The organism is Porphyromonas levii DSM 23370, assembly GCF_000379925.1.
GTDB lineage: Bacteria > Bacteroidota > Bacteroidia > Bacteroidales > Porphyromonadaceae > Porphyromonas_A > Porphyromonas_A levii.
The window spans coordinates 19,187-35,243 of record NZ_KB904243.1 but is presented as its reverse complement, the minus strand read 5'-3'; the positions used below and the strand labels follow the sequence as shown (position 1 = coordinate 35,243).

The following is a 16,057-nucleotide window of genomic DNA, read 5'->3' as shown; positions in this document are numbered from 1 at the left end:
TTGACGGTCTCTATGAGCGTTGGCATCCTAATGGTCAGTTGTTTGAGCAATCTAACTATAATAATGGTCTGGAAGACGGTCTCTACGAGAAGTGGGACAAGAATGGTCAGTTGTCTTTCAGAACCAATTATAAGGAAGGCAAGAAGGATGGACTCTGCGAGAAGTGGGACAAGAACGGTCAGTTATCTTTCAGGGAAAATTACAAGGATGGAGAGCTAGACGGTGTTGTTGAATACTGGTACGCTAATGGTCAGCTAGAAGAGCACTCTCATTGGAAGAATGGTCAACGAGAAGGTCTCTATGAGGAGTGGCGCTCTAATGGTCTGATGGACGAACGTAGTCATTACAAGGATGGAGAGCTAGACGGTCTTTGTGAAAAACTTAGAGCCGATATGAAGGTGGACTCTGTTATATACGATATGGGTAAAGAGGTAAGTCGTCAAATCCTTAACGACTTCACACCTGTTGATGCTAGTATTCAAGCAGGCAAAAAAGAGAAACAACTGAATATCCTTTCCCCTAAGCGGAAAAGAGGTCGAGGTCTTTGAATTTTATCTTCTTTTCTTCTGTGGAATCGTATGCCACGATACCCCACTTTTTGAGTTGCTGGTTTGGAGCGGCTACTTTTGTCCTATATTATAGAGAGTGTTCAGGTTGAAAACATATTAAAACAAGATTGCTTAGAGGAATATGATTAGGGATCGGACGAAAAAAAATAATTGGTGGTCGTGGATCAAACGGTGGGCTTATGTTTCCACCAGTATTGACTTTGTCAGAGCTTCTCGAGTGCTATCCTTTTTTACTGGGAAAGATACATTTCTTGTGAAGATTGTTTGTGCTCCTAATCTAACGAATGAGCAAAAGAAAGTTCTTGGAGAGAGGATAAGTGGTTATCGCAAACTAAAGAGCCGAATAATACTGTGTGAGAGCTACTCTCATTTGGGAGATACGCATGCATGGATTGAGAAAGTGTATTGGTGTGGCACACTACAGCGAGAGGTGGTGTATTATTGATTTTTCTCTACTATATTGTGTGATACTTTGCTTCTAAAAGAACTCTTCTACACTCACTCTAAGTATTTTATATAAGAAAAATGAGGTTCTTATGATTATGACCACCAAAAACACCTTTTTGACTACTTCTGGTAAATAAGGAATAAGCTGCTTCATGAATTCATTATCAGGGTATAACGCTAGTATTAAGAAGTAAAACAACAATGAAAATACAATCAGTAGCAAGAAGAACAGGCAGAAACTCAGAAACCTCTCTGAAAGAGAGCAGCAATCTATCCTCAGAAAAATCTTGTTCTGCTCTTGACGTGAATATTGTTCGATATTTTGCATTACAGCAATATGATAGGGATGTTCTCGCAATAAGAATAAGAGAGTACCAGAAATTAGGCTACAAAGTGCAAGTGCAATACAGCAATACACGTAAAGAGTACGACCCTCTGTGGGTTGAAACTGTTCTGGAAGGAGGGCAATTAGTACGCCAAGTAAAGTACTACTTACGATCAGAATTAGCTGAAAGAAGTCGTACTTGTAACGCAGAGCCGTCAATTCATACTGCACACCCTCGTCATCCGTTTTAGATTTTATTGGAATTATATTTTTCATGATAGATGTCTAAAAAGTTAAGTGGTACAAATTTACTAGAAAATTGCATCGTATGCCACGATACCCCACTTTTAGGTGAGAATAAACTTTATGGTGACCTTTGCTTTGTAATTTATAATTACTCACTTTTTGTTTTGAATCCTATTGTTCGGGATTGACGTTTTTGTTCGGTTGTTTCTTTGGGCGGATCTCCACTTTTTTCATGGGTTTGTGTGGGGGTTCGCCCTTGCTTTGTGTTTGGAACCCGATTTTGAGCTATACGCCCCGTTTTTTTGTAGTTGCTGATGCACAAAATCTTCTTTTCAAAGAAAAATTGCATGCCACGATACCCCACTTTTAGGTGACGCTGTTAGTAGCGGCTACTTTTGCGATACCTAGTTAGTGCCACTAGGTGAACGAGATGATATTGTTTTAGATGACTTTTTAATGATTTTATTATTATGAGTGATGAAAAAAGATTCCCTTTGAGGGAAGCAGAGCTGCCTTGGGGTCTGATGGCTTACAATGGCGTTGATGTGGAGTGGTTGCGTAATCAGAGAGAGCTGGTTGATTCTCTTTGTAGAGGTGAAGAGACCCACAAGGTCCCTATCTATATGAGAGAGCAATTTTCTTCAGAAGAAATTGATGAGATGAAGGCTAATGGTCGTAAGATCCCTGATATGAACGAACGAAACATGGTTGAAGGAACCATGCGAGTCTATATCAGACGTGATTCAAACGAGGTATCAGCAATCTTCACCTCTCGACGACCATTTCCAGACTTGGCAAAGAAAGATAATGTATTCATGGGGCATTCCTTCACAGAGGAGGATCAGTTCATGCTGTTGTCGACCAACTCTATTGGTCGTCCCGTTACTCTCACCAACAAAAACAACGAGAGTTTCGAGGCTTTTGTGGGATTACATCCTATCACCAACGCAATGCGATATTTGCGTACTGATCAAGCTGTAAAAAAGATCCCACGAGAGGTGTGTGGACATAAGTTCACAGACGCAGAACTAGACACCTTAAAACGTGGAGATATTATCAAGCTCACAGGCCTTAAGAGCAAATTCGACTCTAAAGAATTTGACGCTTACTACATGCTCTCTCCTGGGACGTGGAGTACTCAATTCCTTAGCGAGAAGGCGATCCTTAAGAACCAAAGGAATAGAAACGTTATTCCTTATAAGGCAACTAAGATTAAGGAGGTCTTAGGAGTCGTTCAGAGTCCATCTCAGAATGACAACAAGCAGGGAGTCAGTCTTTCCAAACCAAAGGAAAGGAGTGTTAAGCAGAGTTTTTAACCGTTAGCTGAAGGTCAGGTGGGGCAAGAGGCACAGCACACCTGACCTTGACTAACTATTAGTTGTGTAATCGTATGCTATATAATGAAGAGTATAAGAGACAGATTCTTAGAGAGGAGTATGATAGATACTGTCAGGAAGAAATGAGTTTCAAGGATTGGGTGAAATTGAGTTCGGAAAGTGATGATGGCTTTGCCCATTGGTTGTTTGAAGGACATCCAGATCGAATTGATGAAGACAATATTCCTGATGACCTTTATGCGTTAACCGACGAGCAAGAGCAAGAGTGGAAAGATTTTCTAGAGAGATTAGGAGAAGACACCAACCTTAGCGAATTGTATGAAACAATAACTGGAAAGGATAAAATTATTAGATCTGCCTCCGATGACTTAAACGAAAAGTTTAAGAGCGACGTGATCGAAGCCTTTGTCGGAAACTTCGACCCATTTGACGCCAGATATGACTTTGGAGCTGACCTCAGAGATATTGCGAAAAAAGAACTTAAGATGCAATCCCATGGAAACCTCTATAAGGTTTATCTGTCAGAAGTGATGTCGCATGGTTGTGCTTCAGGTGTTGTCCCGAGTCTTATTAGTTCTCCTGATTGTGAAGAATTGGTTACAAAACATTTAGATGACTATTTACTTTATCTAGGAGATCTAAGCGATGAGCTTGATCCTGACATTGCAGTAGAAGCTCTTTCTAATGGAGTTGCAGGTATTGCGTGGACTGCTTATGAGCGATATATTACGAGTCTTGTATGTCGTGCATTAGATATAGAGGTCGAAGATCTCTTTAAGGAGGTGTTGGAGAGTTGGGCTCAGGAAGATGTGGTTAATCTTATCACTCATCTTCCACCTTCTATGGACTGTTCAATTGGGATGTCCGATGACGAAGAGGATGCTTTGTTAGAGGTTTTTGCTAATGATGTGCTATATAATCTTAATAAAGAAGAACAGGTGTCTATTGCAAAATATATCAGCGAAAATACTCAGAATAAAAAGGTCATAGATATGATTGTTGACTACACTAAAGATAATGAGTTAAACTTTAGTCAGTCTATGGAGGTTGGGGTTGAAAAACGTATCGCAGAACCAATCCAGAAGAAAAGAGGTGGATTTAAGATGTAAAACGAATTATAGAATATATATGGAACGAATTACTTTAGTTGGGTTTCTTGGCTCTGATGCTAAGATTGTAGAGATAGAGGGTGTAGAAAAGTATATTCAGGTGTCATTAGCACCAGTAAGAAAGAAACAACAGGACGATAAGAGTCTGTTGTGGTATCAGCTGAATTTGCCTCTTGGTCTAAGAAAGCTCGTTGAATACCTTAAGAAGGGAAGTCTTATCGGTGTTACTGGAAGATTTCGGATTACGGCTTACTTGGATAAGTATAATAATGCGACACCGTCTTGCGTTGTGTTTGTGGATCAAGTCGATTTGTTGGGGAAGAAGGAAGAGGCCGCCTCACAACAACTATCAGAACCCATAAACACTGCTCCTGTTGCTCCAAGAGCAATTAACAAAGATGACGAGCTCCCTTATTAGGGGTGTTCAGAGTTGTATATAATGTATAATACGGGTTATTTTGGTTATGAAAGATATAGAGAAAAACAACACAGAGGCTCAGAAACCTTTTTTCTATGATTTGCTAAGTGGGGGTCATGGTCATAAAGATGCTATATATGATAAGATTGCTGACGGGATCCGTTTGACAATTAAACCTGATGGTTTTGTAGAGTCACCACGAGGCGATCGGGAAAACCTCTGGTGTTTCTCCTTCACTCATAAGGCGTATGATTTAGGGGATGATAAATATAGACTTAATCCCAATGATTATAAGAGTTGGAAGGAGTATGGCACAGCATTACAAGAAGAGTTTGGAGCCTTGGAGCTTCGTCCTATTTCTATGTATGAGCACAGTGGTGTGTGTTTAAGTGTCGGAGCTCCTACGGATCGATTTGATTCTGGATATGTTGGGTTTGCCTTTGTTACTAGAGAGACGTTGGAGGAGGCGGGATTGACTCTTGATGAACTGGGAAGCGATTCTATTGAGACTGATCTCAAAGGAGAGCTTGAGTTATACAATGCTTACCTAAATGGGGAAAGCTATGAAATCCTAACGACTGAGGTGTCCACTGGAGAATCTGAGTTTGTAGGGGGATTCTTGGGGTCTGATTTTGTAGAAAATGGACTCGTTTATGAAGTCCCAGATTTCTTTTTGGAAGACGTTGTTAAGTCGCTGCCTGGTTACGTTAGTATAGATATTGATACAATAAAAAACGCCACATACGGTAATCGGGTTGACCATGAGCCATTATCTGAGGAACAAGTCGAATTATCTGTAGAGTCACAGACGTTTGATGTAGTACATTTCATTGGTGATGTTTTGGATAATGCTCTTTCTACGGCAGCTTCGCAAGCTGGATTGGGTCAATATTCTTTCTCTGATGAGTTCATCGATTTAATTTCTGGTGAGATACAATGCTCTGGGGAGTACTGTGGTAAATCTTTCTTTGAGGACTTGGCTTATGGCGGGTGCGTCTCTGGGATGATTGGTGGTTTGGTATATTATTCGGAAACAAAAGAGATGTATATAAACCACATGGATGATATTGAAAGGTTTATTTCGGATCTCCAAGAGGAGTTGGGAGAACCAATTGGTTTGACCGACCCTAGATACAATTCTGCTGTATGGCTTGTTTTCGAGGAGTATTCAAGGAGAATTAATGACTACTTTGACTTCAACACGGAACTTGAGGAAGAGGCGCACGAGCTTTCCCTTGGTCAAAAAATAGCACTTCATAACCATCTTGAAGACGATGATCAAAAAGAGATTGTTATAGAGCAACTGGAAGAAGAGTTTAAGGAACTTAATCTTAAAGAGAAGGCTAAGGCATTTGATCTTTTTGATTATTCTTATCAGGCGGTTAATGTCGCACATTGGGTTTTGGACGATCTGGAGGAGATGGAATATACTATTGAACGCTTGTTTGAAGAGATGCCAGAACTTGGCGCAAACCTTCAGGCGATGGATGTGGATATACGCATCTGGTTGAACGAAAAGGAAGGTGTTGATGTTGCTCCTGAGGTAAAGAACGCTGTGCTTCACGAAGGGGAAAAGAAAGTGCGCACCATTCACCCCAAAACGACCAAAGGACCAAGATTGTAATATGTGTTTTTTGAGTTGTTATGGAAGATAGTAATAAAGGAGAAGAGTTGTATCCAGTTGTTGAACTGTGCGGGTTAAATCGAGGTCATTATGAAGTGATTGATTTTGAAACGGATCGTTTTAGACGTAATGATGGACTTGATCTTGGGGAGATTATTTACTCTGAAGATTTGGATTTGCTGGGCGACAATATTAATCTCTTTGTAAAGGCTGACTTATATGACGAATTTGTTGACTTAGAAGATCGTCCAGAAGTCGCTGAACTTCTTTCTAAGGAAGACGTATATTACGTGGTGCTTGACCAATGTAGTAATGAAATCGAGGGTTATCCTGAGTTCCCTAAGAGTTTCAGTTTTGATGATTTTACTTTTACTTATGTAGAAGATCTCCCTACTCGGCTTGGCGAACTTGCGGCTGAAGGTCTTTCTAAGTATTCTAAGGATGAGATTATTGATGGGGATAGGCTTATTTCTAAAGATGAAATGCCAGAGATGTGTCTTACCGTTATAGATAAGAACAGAGATCCTTTTCAGTATAGAAGAGAGACATTGAGGCCGGGCTTCAATCTTCTTTTCCCTTTTTCGGAGAGTCATGCTAACAGGTTTCTTGCCGGGTTTGAAAAAACTCTTGGAGCTAAGCTGCCCTCACGTTTTAGAGAGGAAATGTTTCGTAGTCTAAGGGATGATATCTCCTTGTTTGACGAAGAACAGGAAGTGGCTCGAGAAAGAAAGGAGTCTCTCCGATCAGGGAAGTCACGTGAGCCCGAGGCGAAGACAATTTATATTAGTCAAGGGAAAAAGAAAAAGGGTAGAATGATGTAATTGTTTTAGTTGGTATAACGATAAACAAGAAAAGATGTATTAAGATTATGTTGAATAAAGATTTAGAAAAGGATCAGAAGGTAATTGCGAAGTATGCCCGACGAAGCGACACGCTGTTAACCTTAGTCTCAAACGATAATGTTGCTGTCGCCGCTAAGAGGGTTGCGGCGAAGAATCCTGTTCTCAGCACAAGTGCCATAAGGGCTATCGTAGATGATATGTATATTTACGATAAGGAGGTGTTAATGGGTATTGCTGAGAACCCGTGTATTTCTCGAGAGGATCTTGTTAAGTTGGCTCGTCACCACGACATCGAAGTCGCAAAGCATGCTTTGAGTGCAAGGAGAGGGCTTACAGCAAATCCTAGCGTGTTGTCTGAGTTTATTTATAGCGATAGAGTAGAACTTGCGATGCATGCTATGGAGATCGGACTCAATGGTTTGCATAGGGAGGTCGCTTTAGAGATCGCCACGCAAGCTAAGTCGGAAACTAATTCTGACTTGGTGGAGATTTGTATTAGAACGGTGTCGGACCCTTTCGTTATACATGCACTGGCAATGAGGAATGAGCCCGAACTTCTTATCGCATTGTCCAAAAACAGGCATCTACCAGCGGCTACAGTAGAGTTGATGCTTAATAGGGAGGATAGGGATATTAATTTGAACCTCCTCCAGTACCCAAGTCTCTCTCTAGAGCACTTGTCAAGGATTATTGATTATTCTCTGAAAAGGGATGACCTTGAACTTCTGGTTAATGCTCTCAAGTCTCCATATATTAATGGTTCTGAGTTGGATCGAATTATGGAACAAAGACATGATTTCTATGAGAGAATGATAGAGAAATTGCCTTATATCTCAGAAGAAACAAAAACTCAGATAAGAACGGAGATGGAGCATACTCTTCAAGAGGCTCTTCGGGTTAACCCCGCACTTTCTATAGATCTTATTAATACTCAATATAATTTGGAGATAGAGCGTCCAGAGGTTTCAGTAATGCCTTCTATTGAGAGTCTTTTAGGAAGAGATGATTTGCGACCTCTCGACCTGTTTGAGGATTTAGATAGCCTTTCTTCCTCAAATATAGATGCTGAAGAACTTCTGCGTCTAGCGGATCAGGAGGACATAGACCCTGATATACAAAAGACGGTTATGTTGGGGTTAATCAACCATAATAGGAATACTCTGGAGTCTATGAATGCTATGCAGAGCAAACTTGAGAAGAGTAAGAGCCAATTGGTGAGTCTGGTTGGAGTTAATTCAATTGGTTACAGAAAGAACTCTAACACTTATCTATCTCATCGTCCTCTGAAGATGATTTCTAGAGTCCGTATCGCAATGCATTCTTTTGGAAAAAACTTATCTAATGCCAAGAACCTGATAAAAGATACTGTTGGGAATAAGATAACAGAGGTGAAGGATAAGCTACCAACAGAGAAGATGGCTGACATGAATCTTCCTAAGCAGGTTTTCACAAAGGTCGTTACTGAAGCTCGACGTTTGAACTTTACAAAAAAGAAAAAGAATAAGAAAGGCTTTAAGAAATAAAATAGTTTTGTTAATCATAAAATAAACTTTTTCCAAAAAAGGGTCGTGTTGTGAAGCATGACCCTTTTTATTGGCATAGGTGATAAAGATCAATTCGGAAGGCACTATTCTAGGAGTATAGCACTGAAAGGACAACAGACCAGTGAACCCTCTTCGCCCTCCTGCAAAGCCTTGGCATAGCTAAATTCTCCGTTTTCAATGTTACTAACTAAATACTGTTCTCCTATTGTCTTGATAATGTCTAATCTAGTCATACTGTGTTATTGTTTTGTTTCTTGCAAAGCTACTATTATTTCTCTTTTTCTTCAGAGAAATCGTATGCCACGATACCCCACTTTTAGGTCTCGTGGCATTTCTGTTTGACCTTTGCTCTACGTGTAATAAGAACAGATAATTCGATTGTATGAGTGAACAGGTTGCGACCAAGAGAGTGTTGGAGACTGTAGATATATGGCTAAGGAGAGATCTTGATTTATCAGAGGAGGATAAAATGTCCTTCTTAACATATATCTCTCCTATGCGTAATGTCAANGCCCTAATGACNGGGCGATGGTTTTCTAAGAGTGTAGTAAGGGTTCCTGAGGATCAGCCTAAGATTGATGAGGCGGTGGAGATAGCACGTAGAGCGAAGGTTGATCCTATGAGTTATGATAGTCCTATGTCCCTCATTGAGGCTTTCAAGAAATATAAGTTGCGAGAAGGAGCCGTTAATCCTGATACTGTACCCGAACTAAGTAATAAGCGAGAGATCGGATATGGAATTACAGTCTACGATGTTGATGACACTCCTGAAGGTCAACTCGCTATGCGACGGATTGTTGACGCCCATTTAGGAGAGGATGCCAACCCTTGGCTCGTCCTTTATGGTAATGGCATTGGGGGTGTTACTGATTATGCGATGGATTATTGGCAACAATATAACGGATGTCAGAAGAAAGTTGCTTTTGAGAATGGAAAACTGCTTGCTTTCTGTGCAAGTGAAATGGAATTAGACGTATGGCGAGATGTTATGGATCGTCCATTTATTGGCATTCCTCTTTCTTCTCGCCCTATTCCGGGTGATCGTTTAGGGAGATTGGCAATTATCGAGTTGGATATTAATGGTGATATTGTAGAGATGTCAGATATTCATAAAGGGAATCGGCAGAATGACCTTTATGAGGAGTGGAATGAGGAGGGGCAGTTGCTTGAGCTATCTCATTGGAAGGAAGGTCTGGAAGATGGTCTCTGTGAGCATTGGCACGATAATGGTCAGTTGTCTGATCGCTGTACTTATCAGGAAGGTCAACTTAATGGTCTCTATGAGTGTTGGCACGAAAACGGTCAGCTAGAAGAGCGCTCTCATTGGAAGAATGGGAAACGGGAAGGTCTCTTTGAAAGTTGGCACGCTAATGGTCAGTTGCGAGAGCGCACTAATTGGAGGGACGATCAAAAGCATGGTCTCTACGAGTATTGGCACGCTAATGGTCAGTTGCGAGAGCGCTCTAATTGGAAGGATGATCAAAAGCATGGTCTTTATGAGCGTTGGCACTCTAATGGACAACAGTGGGAGCGATCTAATTGGAAAGATGGAAGAAAAGACGGTCTCTTTGAGGCTTGGAGGAAAGGATGTAGGGTTTTGCGTTGCCATTACCAAAATGATTATATGGATGGCCTTTTGGAGCGTTGGCACGATAACGGTCAGCTTGCGGAGCGTTGCCATTACCAAAAAGGTAATAAAGAGGGGCTTGAAGAGTTTTGGTCTCATAATGGTAAGCTGCTTGCCCGTCATACCTATAGGAATGATATGCGAGATGGTCTTTCTGAATTTCTTCTCGATGATGGTAGGGTCGGGACTATTTTGTATGAAATGGATCGGGATGTAAAACATCAAACCCTTGATGACTTTACTCCTGTTAAAAGAACCGAGGCAAGCCAAGAGGGCAAGAGTCTGAATTTTGCCCCACCAAAGCATGGTCGTAGCAGAGGAATGTGACGATTCGTTTATTAGTAGTTTATAAGTTTGTGAGAGCGTAGTCAAATCGTTAATTTGGCTGCGCTCTGTTTAATGTTCAAGTCATACAACAGGATTCGGCTTCCCTCTCTTGCTGTCTTATTTCAGAAACTCGTACTTGAATAGTACTGGTACAATCTCCTTCAGGTAGTAGTCTTTCACCATAACAGCAAGCGTGTTAATGTCTCCATTTAATAGAGGGTAGTCGTAGACTGTTGATTGTGTTTTTTCGTCCTTGTGTGCGGTGTTTAGCTCCACCTTTATCTGGTATAGTCCATATACTAAGTTTGGGTTATATGCCTTCGTTTTCTTCGCTTCTTTAATGATTTTCTCCCATTGTTGGATCATTTCCTTTTCCTTTTGGTTCATCTGCATGTTTCTAAGATGCTTTGAAGCGAGTGTCTCACCATGAGTTGTATCAAGACAAAGCTGGTTGATATAATTTCGTCCATCTGATCCCTTAAAGCTCCTCATGTGGTTCTGCGGTTCGAGGCAAGTGAAGAGTAAGCATTTCTGTAGGAATGGGTGGAGTTTCTTATTCGTAACATCTTTATTGAAGGCTTCATGCCCATCTGCCGATTTCATGATACGAGCTCTCTCAGTCCACTTTGCGTTATATCTAATATACCTACTAGCTGCAAACATAGGGAGTTTCTCAAGGAAAGACTCTTTGTGTAGATAGAATCCATTCCCATTGTATCTCCCCGCAACTAGAATGCTTGATTTAGCATCAGGATTGTCAAATGTATAAGAATCTGCTACAAGGTATCCTATCATGTCTTTATGAAAGAATGGAGCAATTCTTTTCTTAATGCTGGGCAGTGCCTCCACCCCTGCTAATCCACATAAAACACCATTCTCAAGATGAGGCTGTGTAAACTCGTCTTTCTTTCCGTAATACTTCTGACTGTAGGTATAATGCACTCTCTTCACCTCGAGTTCACCTTCGTCTACAAGTTTACCTTCCTTATTAATGTCAAAGGACTGTAGTGTAATTGATTGAATATCAGTGCGTTTTACCCCCCCCAATGGGCGCACATGATGCAGGCATTGGTGGTGGTGTGGAAGTGCCTGCGGTTGAAAGCGAAGCCTCCGTGAAACTCTTGATTCACTAGGTGTTGGGCTTTCCAATACTTCACTGGTGAGAATACGATATAGCTGTCGGTCTCTTGTCGGAGGTAGTACTTAAAAGCACTCCAGATGAAGAGATTCCCAAGGTCATTTGAGGCAACACCCCTGACCTCTTTTTTCATCTCCTCACAGACAAATGACTTCTTCCATAGGTCTGCGCTCTTCTTTCCTTTCCCTCTTTTCTGGTGCTCGATAGATGTTGGTTCGGAATAGGGTGGGTTCTCTAAGAGTATAACAGAACATTTTGGATTGTCTATGTACTTTTTGATTATGGTGTTTTCTATGAAGTCTTTGGAGAGCGCATCGGCGCCCCTCACTAATCCACCTGAAAAAGTGTCTTTTGCTTCCACTGGAGGAATCACATGGAGTACCTTATCTCCAAGTACCTCCACAAGGACCTTATACTCGTAATATTCTAATGTTGAGACTATGGTATGACTTAGTTCCTCCTCAGTCATGAGTTGCTCTAGATTACCTGTCCCTGCACACCTATCAAGGATGATATAATCATTCCCTTCAGGTACCCTCTTAATGGCATTTCTTACTAGTTCTAGAGCCTTTTCTGCGTATGGTATAGGAGTGTAGAATGCGCCTAAATTCTTCTTTTGTATGAAGTCATTGAGGGCATCCATGAGGTACTGAAACCTTACGTTGTCCTTTTCTTCGTAAGGAAGTATGTATTCCTTGAATTTGTCAGGCTTTCTTATCTCTCCTGTGATTTGAGTTTTCCCGGTCAGGTCGCCTAAGAAACTTGATTTGTCGGCAGTAGGAAAAAGGGAATAGTAATTCATGGCCCACCCTACGATACAATTCTCGTCGAGGTTTATCTTTGTGTATCGCTTCTCTCGTAAGAGTGCTACTATCTGTTCCGCATCCTCCTCTCTTGATAGAGAGAAAGTCCTCTTCGGCTCTTTGCCCTTGAAGCCTCCTGTGTTTATGGATGCTGCTCCTATATACTCCTTCTCGATGTTACTTAAATATTCAGAAGAGTCGTAGAGATAAGCGGTATCCGTGTTGAGAGAAATGAGTAATATGTTTGCGGGGATGGGTTTCCCTTTTATTCTTCTTCTTGATAGATACTTGATGGTCTGAAAGAGTGTGGTATTTAGATCGTTAATGTTGATCTTAAACTCTAGTATGGTGCCATTAACGATTCCATCACTATAGTCTTCTAGTACATTGTCTATCGACATGCTTTTGTCTACTCTTGGCAGAAAGCTCTCGTAAAAAGCCTTCTGTCCCTCCCTCTCATCGCTATAAACTGTTGTCATATACATAGGCATAATTATTTTGTATAAAGATAGTAAAGTCTATCAACATAGCAAAAACACCTCCTCCTTTTTGGGCTCTCTATCCTTCCTTTCTCTTTTTCTTGAAGAAATCGTATGCCACGATACCCCACTTTTAGGAGTGACTATACTTAATGACGACCTTTGCTTTGTAACTTTTTTCATGCGTTTTTGGGGCGGATCTTCACTTTTTTCATGGGTTTTGTGGAGGTTCGCCCTTGTTTTTGTGTTGGGAAACTGATTCTTTATAGTTGCTGATACACAAAAACTTCTTTTCAATGAAAAATTGCATGCCACGATACCCCACTTTTAGGTGACGCTATTAGTAGTGGCTACTTTTGCGGTGAGTCTAGAACACATACTCTTGATGAGTTTATTCTGAGATAGATTTGAGAAGGATATAATTGTTTAACTATAAAAAGAGATTGATATGAACGGTATTGAATTAAGACAAAAGTTGGTAGAAATGTGTGATGACATAACTGTAGCAGATCTGCCAATCATTGAGGAGTACGTAAAGACAGGAAGAAATGATGGTATTTATAAGAAGGCCATAACCGATGTTCGGGAACTCTATGAGAGATACTCACGTGATGTTAAGGATCCTAATATCCTTGAGTTTATGAATAAGTTGATGGATCTAATTCACAGCTCCTTTTTTGCGCCATTCGATCGAGTTGGCAGTCAACCAACCGCAATGGTTGATGATGCAAAAACGCAAGTGACAATGGAAGAGCTAGACCCTGAAACAAGGCTTCAACTTGTAAAGATGTGTTCCAAATTCTCTATTAACGACTTGCCCGCCATCACAAGGTTTGTAATGACAGGCAAGACAGATGGTCTTATTGCCAAACGGCAAACAGCCGATTTTGCAGATCTAAAGTACTTCGCATGCCACAATGGCAACCCCTTGCCAATGTATTTTGTACAAGAGGTTGCGAAATTGATTCAGCATTGTTTTGATAGATCAGTAGACCTCACCGCCCTCGATGAGAGCTTAGTTTAGTTCTTTGACGCACATGATCGCTAGGTGGTAAAGAAATTCTTTGTAGTTGGCAGAAGGTTTGTCCACTTCAATAATACTAAAGGATTGGACTTCCCACCCATTTGGAATGTAAGCGGTAATATCAAATTCACGCTCTGGGCTAAACATCATGCCATTAACGACTTTGTAAATCAGTTTATACTGCATACTTGTAAAGTTTAATTGGTTAATAATAGTGACAACGCAAATGTAACAAAAATTATTGGAGGGTAAAAGGATAATACAAGTTCGGTTAGCAATAGTGACATATTCTCTCAGTACTGCATGGCTTTTACCCTCCTTTTTCTTCTTCATGGATAAATTTCATGCCACGATACCCCACTTTTAGGTTTAGGGTATGAATTGATTGACCTTTGCGTGTAGTAAGTACTGTTGCACTGTCGTGTGATAGTCCATTGAGTTTAATTATTGTTTGTAAAACGAAACATTTTTAGTTATGAAAGAAATGAGTTTATCTTGGATGAAGAAGGTGGGTATAGGAGTACCCACCTTCATGACGTTGCTTGTGGGCGTGTCCCTTGCTTCATGTAGTAAGGATCGCCTTGCTGTACCTGATGTTGTTAATCCTGAAAAGGAGGCTAACATCAGTAATGAGGAGAGAGGTCCAGGCATTGAGATTATCTTTGAGGGAGACCTCAGGGCTGGCGGTTCTATCATGGGTTTTGATGGTGATGGAAAGCCTGTAGAGATTAGTCTTCAGAAGTTCTATCCCTGGAAATATATTAAGGATAATGATAGAAAAATAAAGTATGACCTTAAGGCAGACCAAAAAATCTATCTTAAGGCTTTAGGTCATCGATTCTTTGATAAGGAGAACCCTGATGTAGACCTTGTGAACACTAGTACTAGTATCGAGAAAGTGCAACTGAAGGATGGAAAAGTTGTGGCTTTTGGTGGTATCATTAATGTCCCAGCTGAGTTCTCAGAAGACAAGAGCTATAGTCTGAGGGTTCGTCTTGATGGGGGTGTTTTCGAGGAAAAGGCTGAGACGTTTACTGATCCTCTTAAGATATTCTCAGATATACTTCCTTATTCAGTCTATAATGATCAAGATTTGAATAACTGGATTAAGGAAGTTATAGCTGAGCTTAAAACGTGGGATTCTGTAGACTGGGGTAATGTTAATGGGGGTACTGGTGGTACGATAAAGACCTTAGAGGGGCTAAAGGAGGAGCTTGATAAGGCCAATAAGGCTTTTGTATATGCTCATACTTCTTCATACGGTGCATCTTTTGAAGACGAAATAGAAAAAAGCTTTTTCTATGCAGCTATTGGTTATCAGTATGACAATGCTGATGAGAGTGAAATCTATAAGAGTAAGTTCCATCGTTTCCGTAAAAAGATTGAAGCTAAAAAGCTTATGTATATGCGGCAGTATGAGGATCTTATGAATGATGGTGGCGAAGATGCGGATGAATACTTGATGGATTTAGATAAGCGTTTTTACAGCAAAATGGGTTTTGCTACGATAATGGCTATCTATGATGTATATGTTAAGGATGGGGTAAACAAGGCGGATAACCTTTCCTCTCTTTATCAGGCAAGAGCAAAAGCAGTATTTGATTTTCGTGTTCAAACATTAGAGGAATATGTCAAGGTGTGCAATAAGATTCAAGACTTTAAGTTTGAAGGTTATAAGAAAGATTCTTTTTGGAAAGGCGATAGTAAAGCCTATGCTCCATTTAGGTCTAAGGATCCGTTTTATCATGCTATTCCAACAGACTATGTTGATAGATCGGCAAAGACTGAATGGATGAAAATTAATAAAATAATTAATGAAGATAAGGAGAGCTTTATAAGGTATTGTAATGCATTAAAAGCTATTGTCCCTGAAGATTATGTTGATATGTACGTTATTAGGGATTGTGAACGCATATTGTTTGTCGATAATATGCATCAATATATTAAGAGAAGGATTTCAGATGGATATTCTTGGAAAACTAAAGAAGTTGACTGGTAATAAGGCAAGTCTCTTTTGTGAATGAGTTGGATTGATTATTGTTTGACTTTGTTGTTGTAATTTATTAGTGTTTGAGTAGGAGGTTAATGCTTATAGACGGCATTGACCTCCTGCTTTTTGTACTCTTGCTGCTAGTGTTTTACTACTTAAGGGATCTATTTCTTGTCGTTGTGTCACCTATCGTGTTGTCAGTAGCTTC

13 protein-coding genes are annotated in these 16,057 nt (G+C 40.4%); 10 read left to right on the top strand and 3 right to left on the bottom strand.

Annotated elements, in window-relative coordinates:
- The 8 genes from A3GG_RS11825 to A3GG_RS0104100 all read left to right on the top strand — a co-directional run.
- On the top strand, positions 1 to 548 hold a 548-nt coding region (locus tag A3GG_RS11825; RefSeq protein ID WP_018358061.1), incomplete at its 5' end, for a toxin-antitoxin system YwqK family antitoxin.
- A 1,509-nt stretch (positions 549 to 2,057) separates the two neighbouring features.
- Positions 2,058 to 2,903, top strand: a complete 846-nt coding sequence (locus A3GG_RS0104135; protein WP_018358057.1) for a DUF3945 domain-containing protein — start codon at positions 2,058 to 2,060, stop codon at positions 2,901 to 2,903.
- A gap of 143 nt (positions 2,904 to 3,046) precedes the next feature.
- Complete coding sequence (locus A3GG_RS0104130; RefSeq protein WP_156808672.1) at positions 3,047 to 4,033, top strand: DUF7222 domain-containing protein; 987 nt, start codon at positions 3,047 to 3,049, stop codon at positions 4,031 to 4,033.
- Between the two features lie 19 nt (positions 4,034 to 4,052).
- Positions 4,053 to 4,451, top strand: a complete 399-nt coding sequence (locus tag A3GG_RS0104125; protein ID WP_018358055.1) for a single-stranded DNA-binding protein — start codon at positions 4,053 to 4,055, stop codon at positions 4,449 to 4,451.
- 46 nt (positions 4,452 to 4,497) lie between these two features.
- Positions 4,498 to 6,075, top strand: a complete 1,578-nt coding sequence (locus A3GG_RS12790) for a DUF7222 domain-containing protein (protein WP_018358054.1) — start codon at positions 4,498 to 4,500, stop codon at positions 6,073 to 6,075.
- Between the two features lie 20 nt (positions 6,076 to 6,095).
- Positions 6,096 to 6,896, top strand: a complete 801-nt coding sequence (locus A3GG_RS0104115; protein ID WP_018358053.1) for a hypothetical protein — start codon at positions 6,096 to 6,098, stop codon at positions 6,894 to 6,896.
- A gap of 47 nt (positions 6,897 to 6,943) precedes the next feature.
- Positions 6,944 to 8,440, top strand: a complete 1,497-nt coding sequence (locus A3GG_RS0104110; RefSeq protein WP_018358052.1) for a hypothetical protein — start codon at positions 6,944 to 6,946, stop codon at positions 8,438 to 8,440.
- Positions 8,441 to 8,843: 403 nt separating this feature from the next.
- Positions 8,844 to 10,415 carry a toxin-antitoxin system YwqK family antitoxin gene (locus tag A3GG_RS0104100; protein ID WP_018358050.1) on the top strand — a complete coding sequence of 524 codons (1,572 nt, stop codon included), beginning with the start codon at positions 8,844 to 8,846 and terminating at the stop codon, positions 10,413 to 10,415.
- Positions 10,416 to 10,532: 117 nt separating this feature from the next.
- Here A3GG_RS0104100 and A3GG_RS13710 read toward each other — a convergent pair whose 3' ends face one another.
- Entirely contained in the window at positions 10,533 to 11,366 is an 834-nt protein-coding gene (locus tag A3GG_RS13710; protein ID WP_206077064.1) for a hypothetical protein, read from the bottom strand.
- Between the two features lie 83 nt (positions 11,367 to 11,449).
- The gene (locus A3GG_RS13705; RefSeq protein WP_211205866.1) at positions 11,450 to 12,835 is read right to left on the bottom strand and encodes a hypothetical protein; all 1,386 of its coding nucleotides are present in this window, start codon (positions 12,833 to 12,835) and stop codon (positions 11,450 to 11,452) included.
- Positions 12,836 to 13,319: 484 nt separating this feature from the next.
- Here A3GG_RS13705 and A3GG_RS0104090 point away from each other — a divergent pair, with 484 nt between their 5' ends.
- A complete protein-coding gene (locus A3GG_RS0104090; protein WP_156808671.1) occupies positions 13,320 to 13,859 on the top strand; it encodes a hypothetical protein in 540 nt (179 codons plus the stop codon).
- Here A3GG_RS0104090 and A3GG_RS0104085 read toward each other — a convergent pair.
- A complete protein-coding gene (locus A3GG_RS0104085; protein WP_018358048.1) occupies positions 13,851 to 14,192 on the bottom strand; it encodes a hypothetical protein in 342 nt (113 codons plus the stop codon). The genes A3GG_RS0104090 and A3GG_RS0104085 overlap by 9 nt on opposite strands.
- A gap of 142 nt (positions 14,193 to 14,334) precedes the next feature.
- On the opposite strand from A3GG_RS0104085, the gene A3GG_RS0104080 reads away from it, so the two are divergent.
- The gene (locus A3GG_RS0104080; RefSeq protein ID WP_156808670.1) at positions 14,335 to 15,858 is read left to right on the top strand and encodes a hypothetical protein; all 1,524 of its coding nucleotides are present in this window, start codon (positions 14,335 to 14,337) and stop codon (positions 15,856 to 15,858) included.
- Positions 15,859 to 16,057 lie beyond the last annotated feature (199 nt).

Bases quoted from the DNA above. Each gene is read 5' to 3' on its own strand.
- A3GG_RS0104080 (WP_156808670.1), top strand. From the start codon at position 14,335: ATGAAAGAAATGAGTTTATCTTGGATGAAGAAGGTGGGTATAGGAGTA.
- A3GG_RS0104125 (WP_018358055.1), top strand. From the start codon at position 4,053: ATGGAACGAATTACTTTAGTTGGGTTTCTTGGCTCTGATGCTAAGATT.
- A3GG_RS13705 (WP_211205866.1), bottom strand. From the start codon at position 12,835: ATGACAACAGTTTATAGCGATGAGAGGGAGGGACAGAAGGCTTTTTAC.
- A3GG_RS0104110 (WP_018358052.1), top strand. From the start codon at position 6,944: ATGTTGAATAAAGATTTAGAAAAGGATCAGAAGGTAATTGCGAAGTAT.
- A3GG_RS0104135 (WP_018358057.1), top strand. From the start codon at position 2,058: ATGAGTGATGAAAAAAGATTCCCTTTGAGGGAAGCAGAGCTGCCTTGG.
- A3GG_RS0104130 (WP_156808672.1), top strand. From the start codon at position 3,047: ATGAGTTTCAAGGATTGGGTGAAATTGAGTTCGGAAAGTGATGATGGC.
- A3GG_RS12790 (WP_018358054.1), top strand. From the start codon at position 4,498: ATGAAAGATATAGAGAAAAACAACACAGAGGCTCAGAAACCTTTTTTC.
- A3GG_RS0104115 (WP_018358053.1), top strand. From the start codon at position 6,096: ATGGAAGATAGTAATAAAGGAGAAGAGTTGTATCCAGTTGTTGAACTG.
- A3GG_RS0104085 (WP_018358048.1), bottom strand. From the start codon at position 14,192: ATGAAGAAGAAAAAGGAGGGTAAAAGCCATGCAGTACTGAGAGAATAT.
- A3GG_RS0104090 (WP_156808671.1), top strand. From the start codon at position 13,320: ATGTGTGATGACATAACTGTAGCAGATCTGCCAATCATTGAGGAGTAC.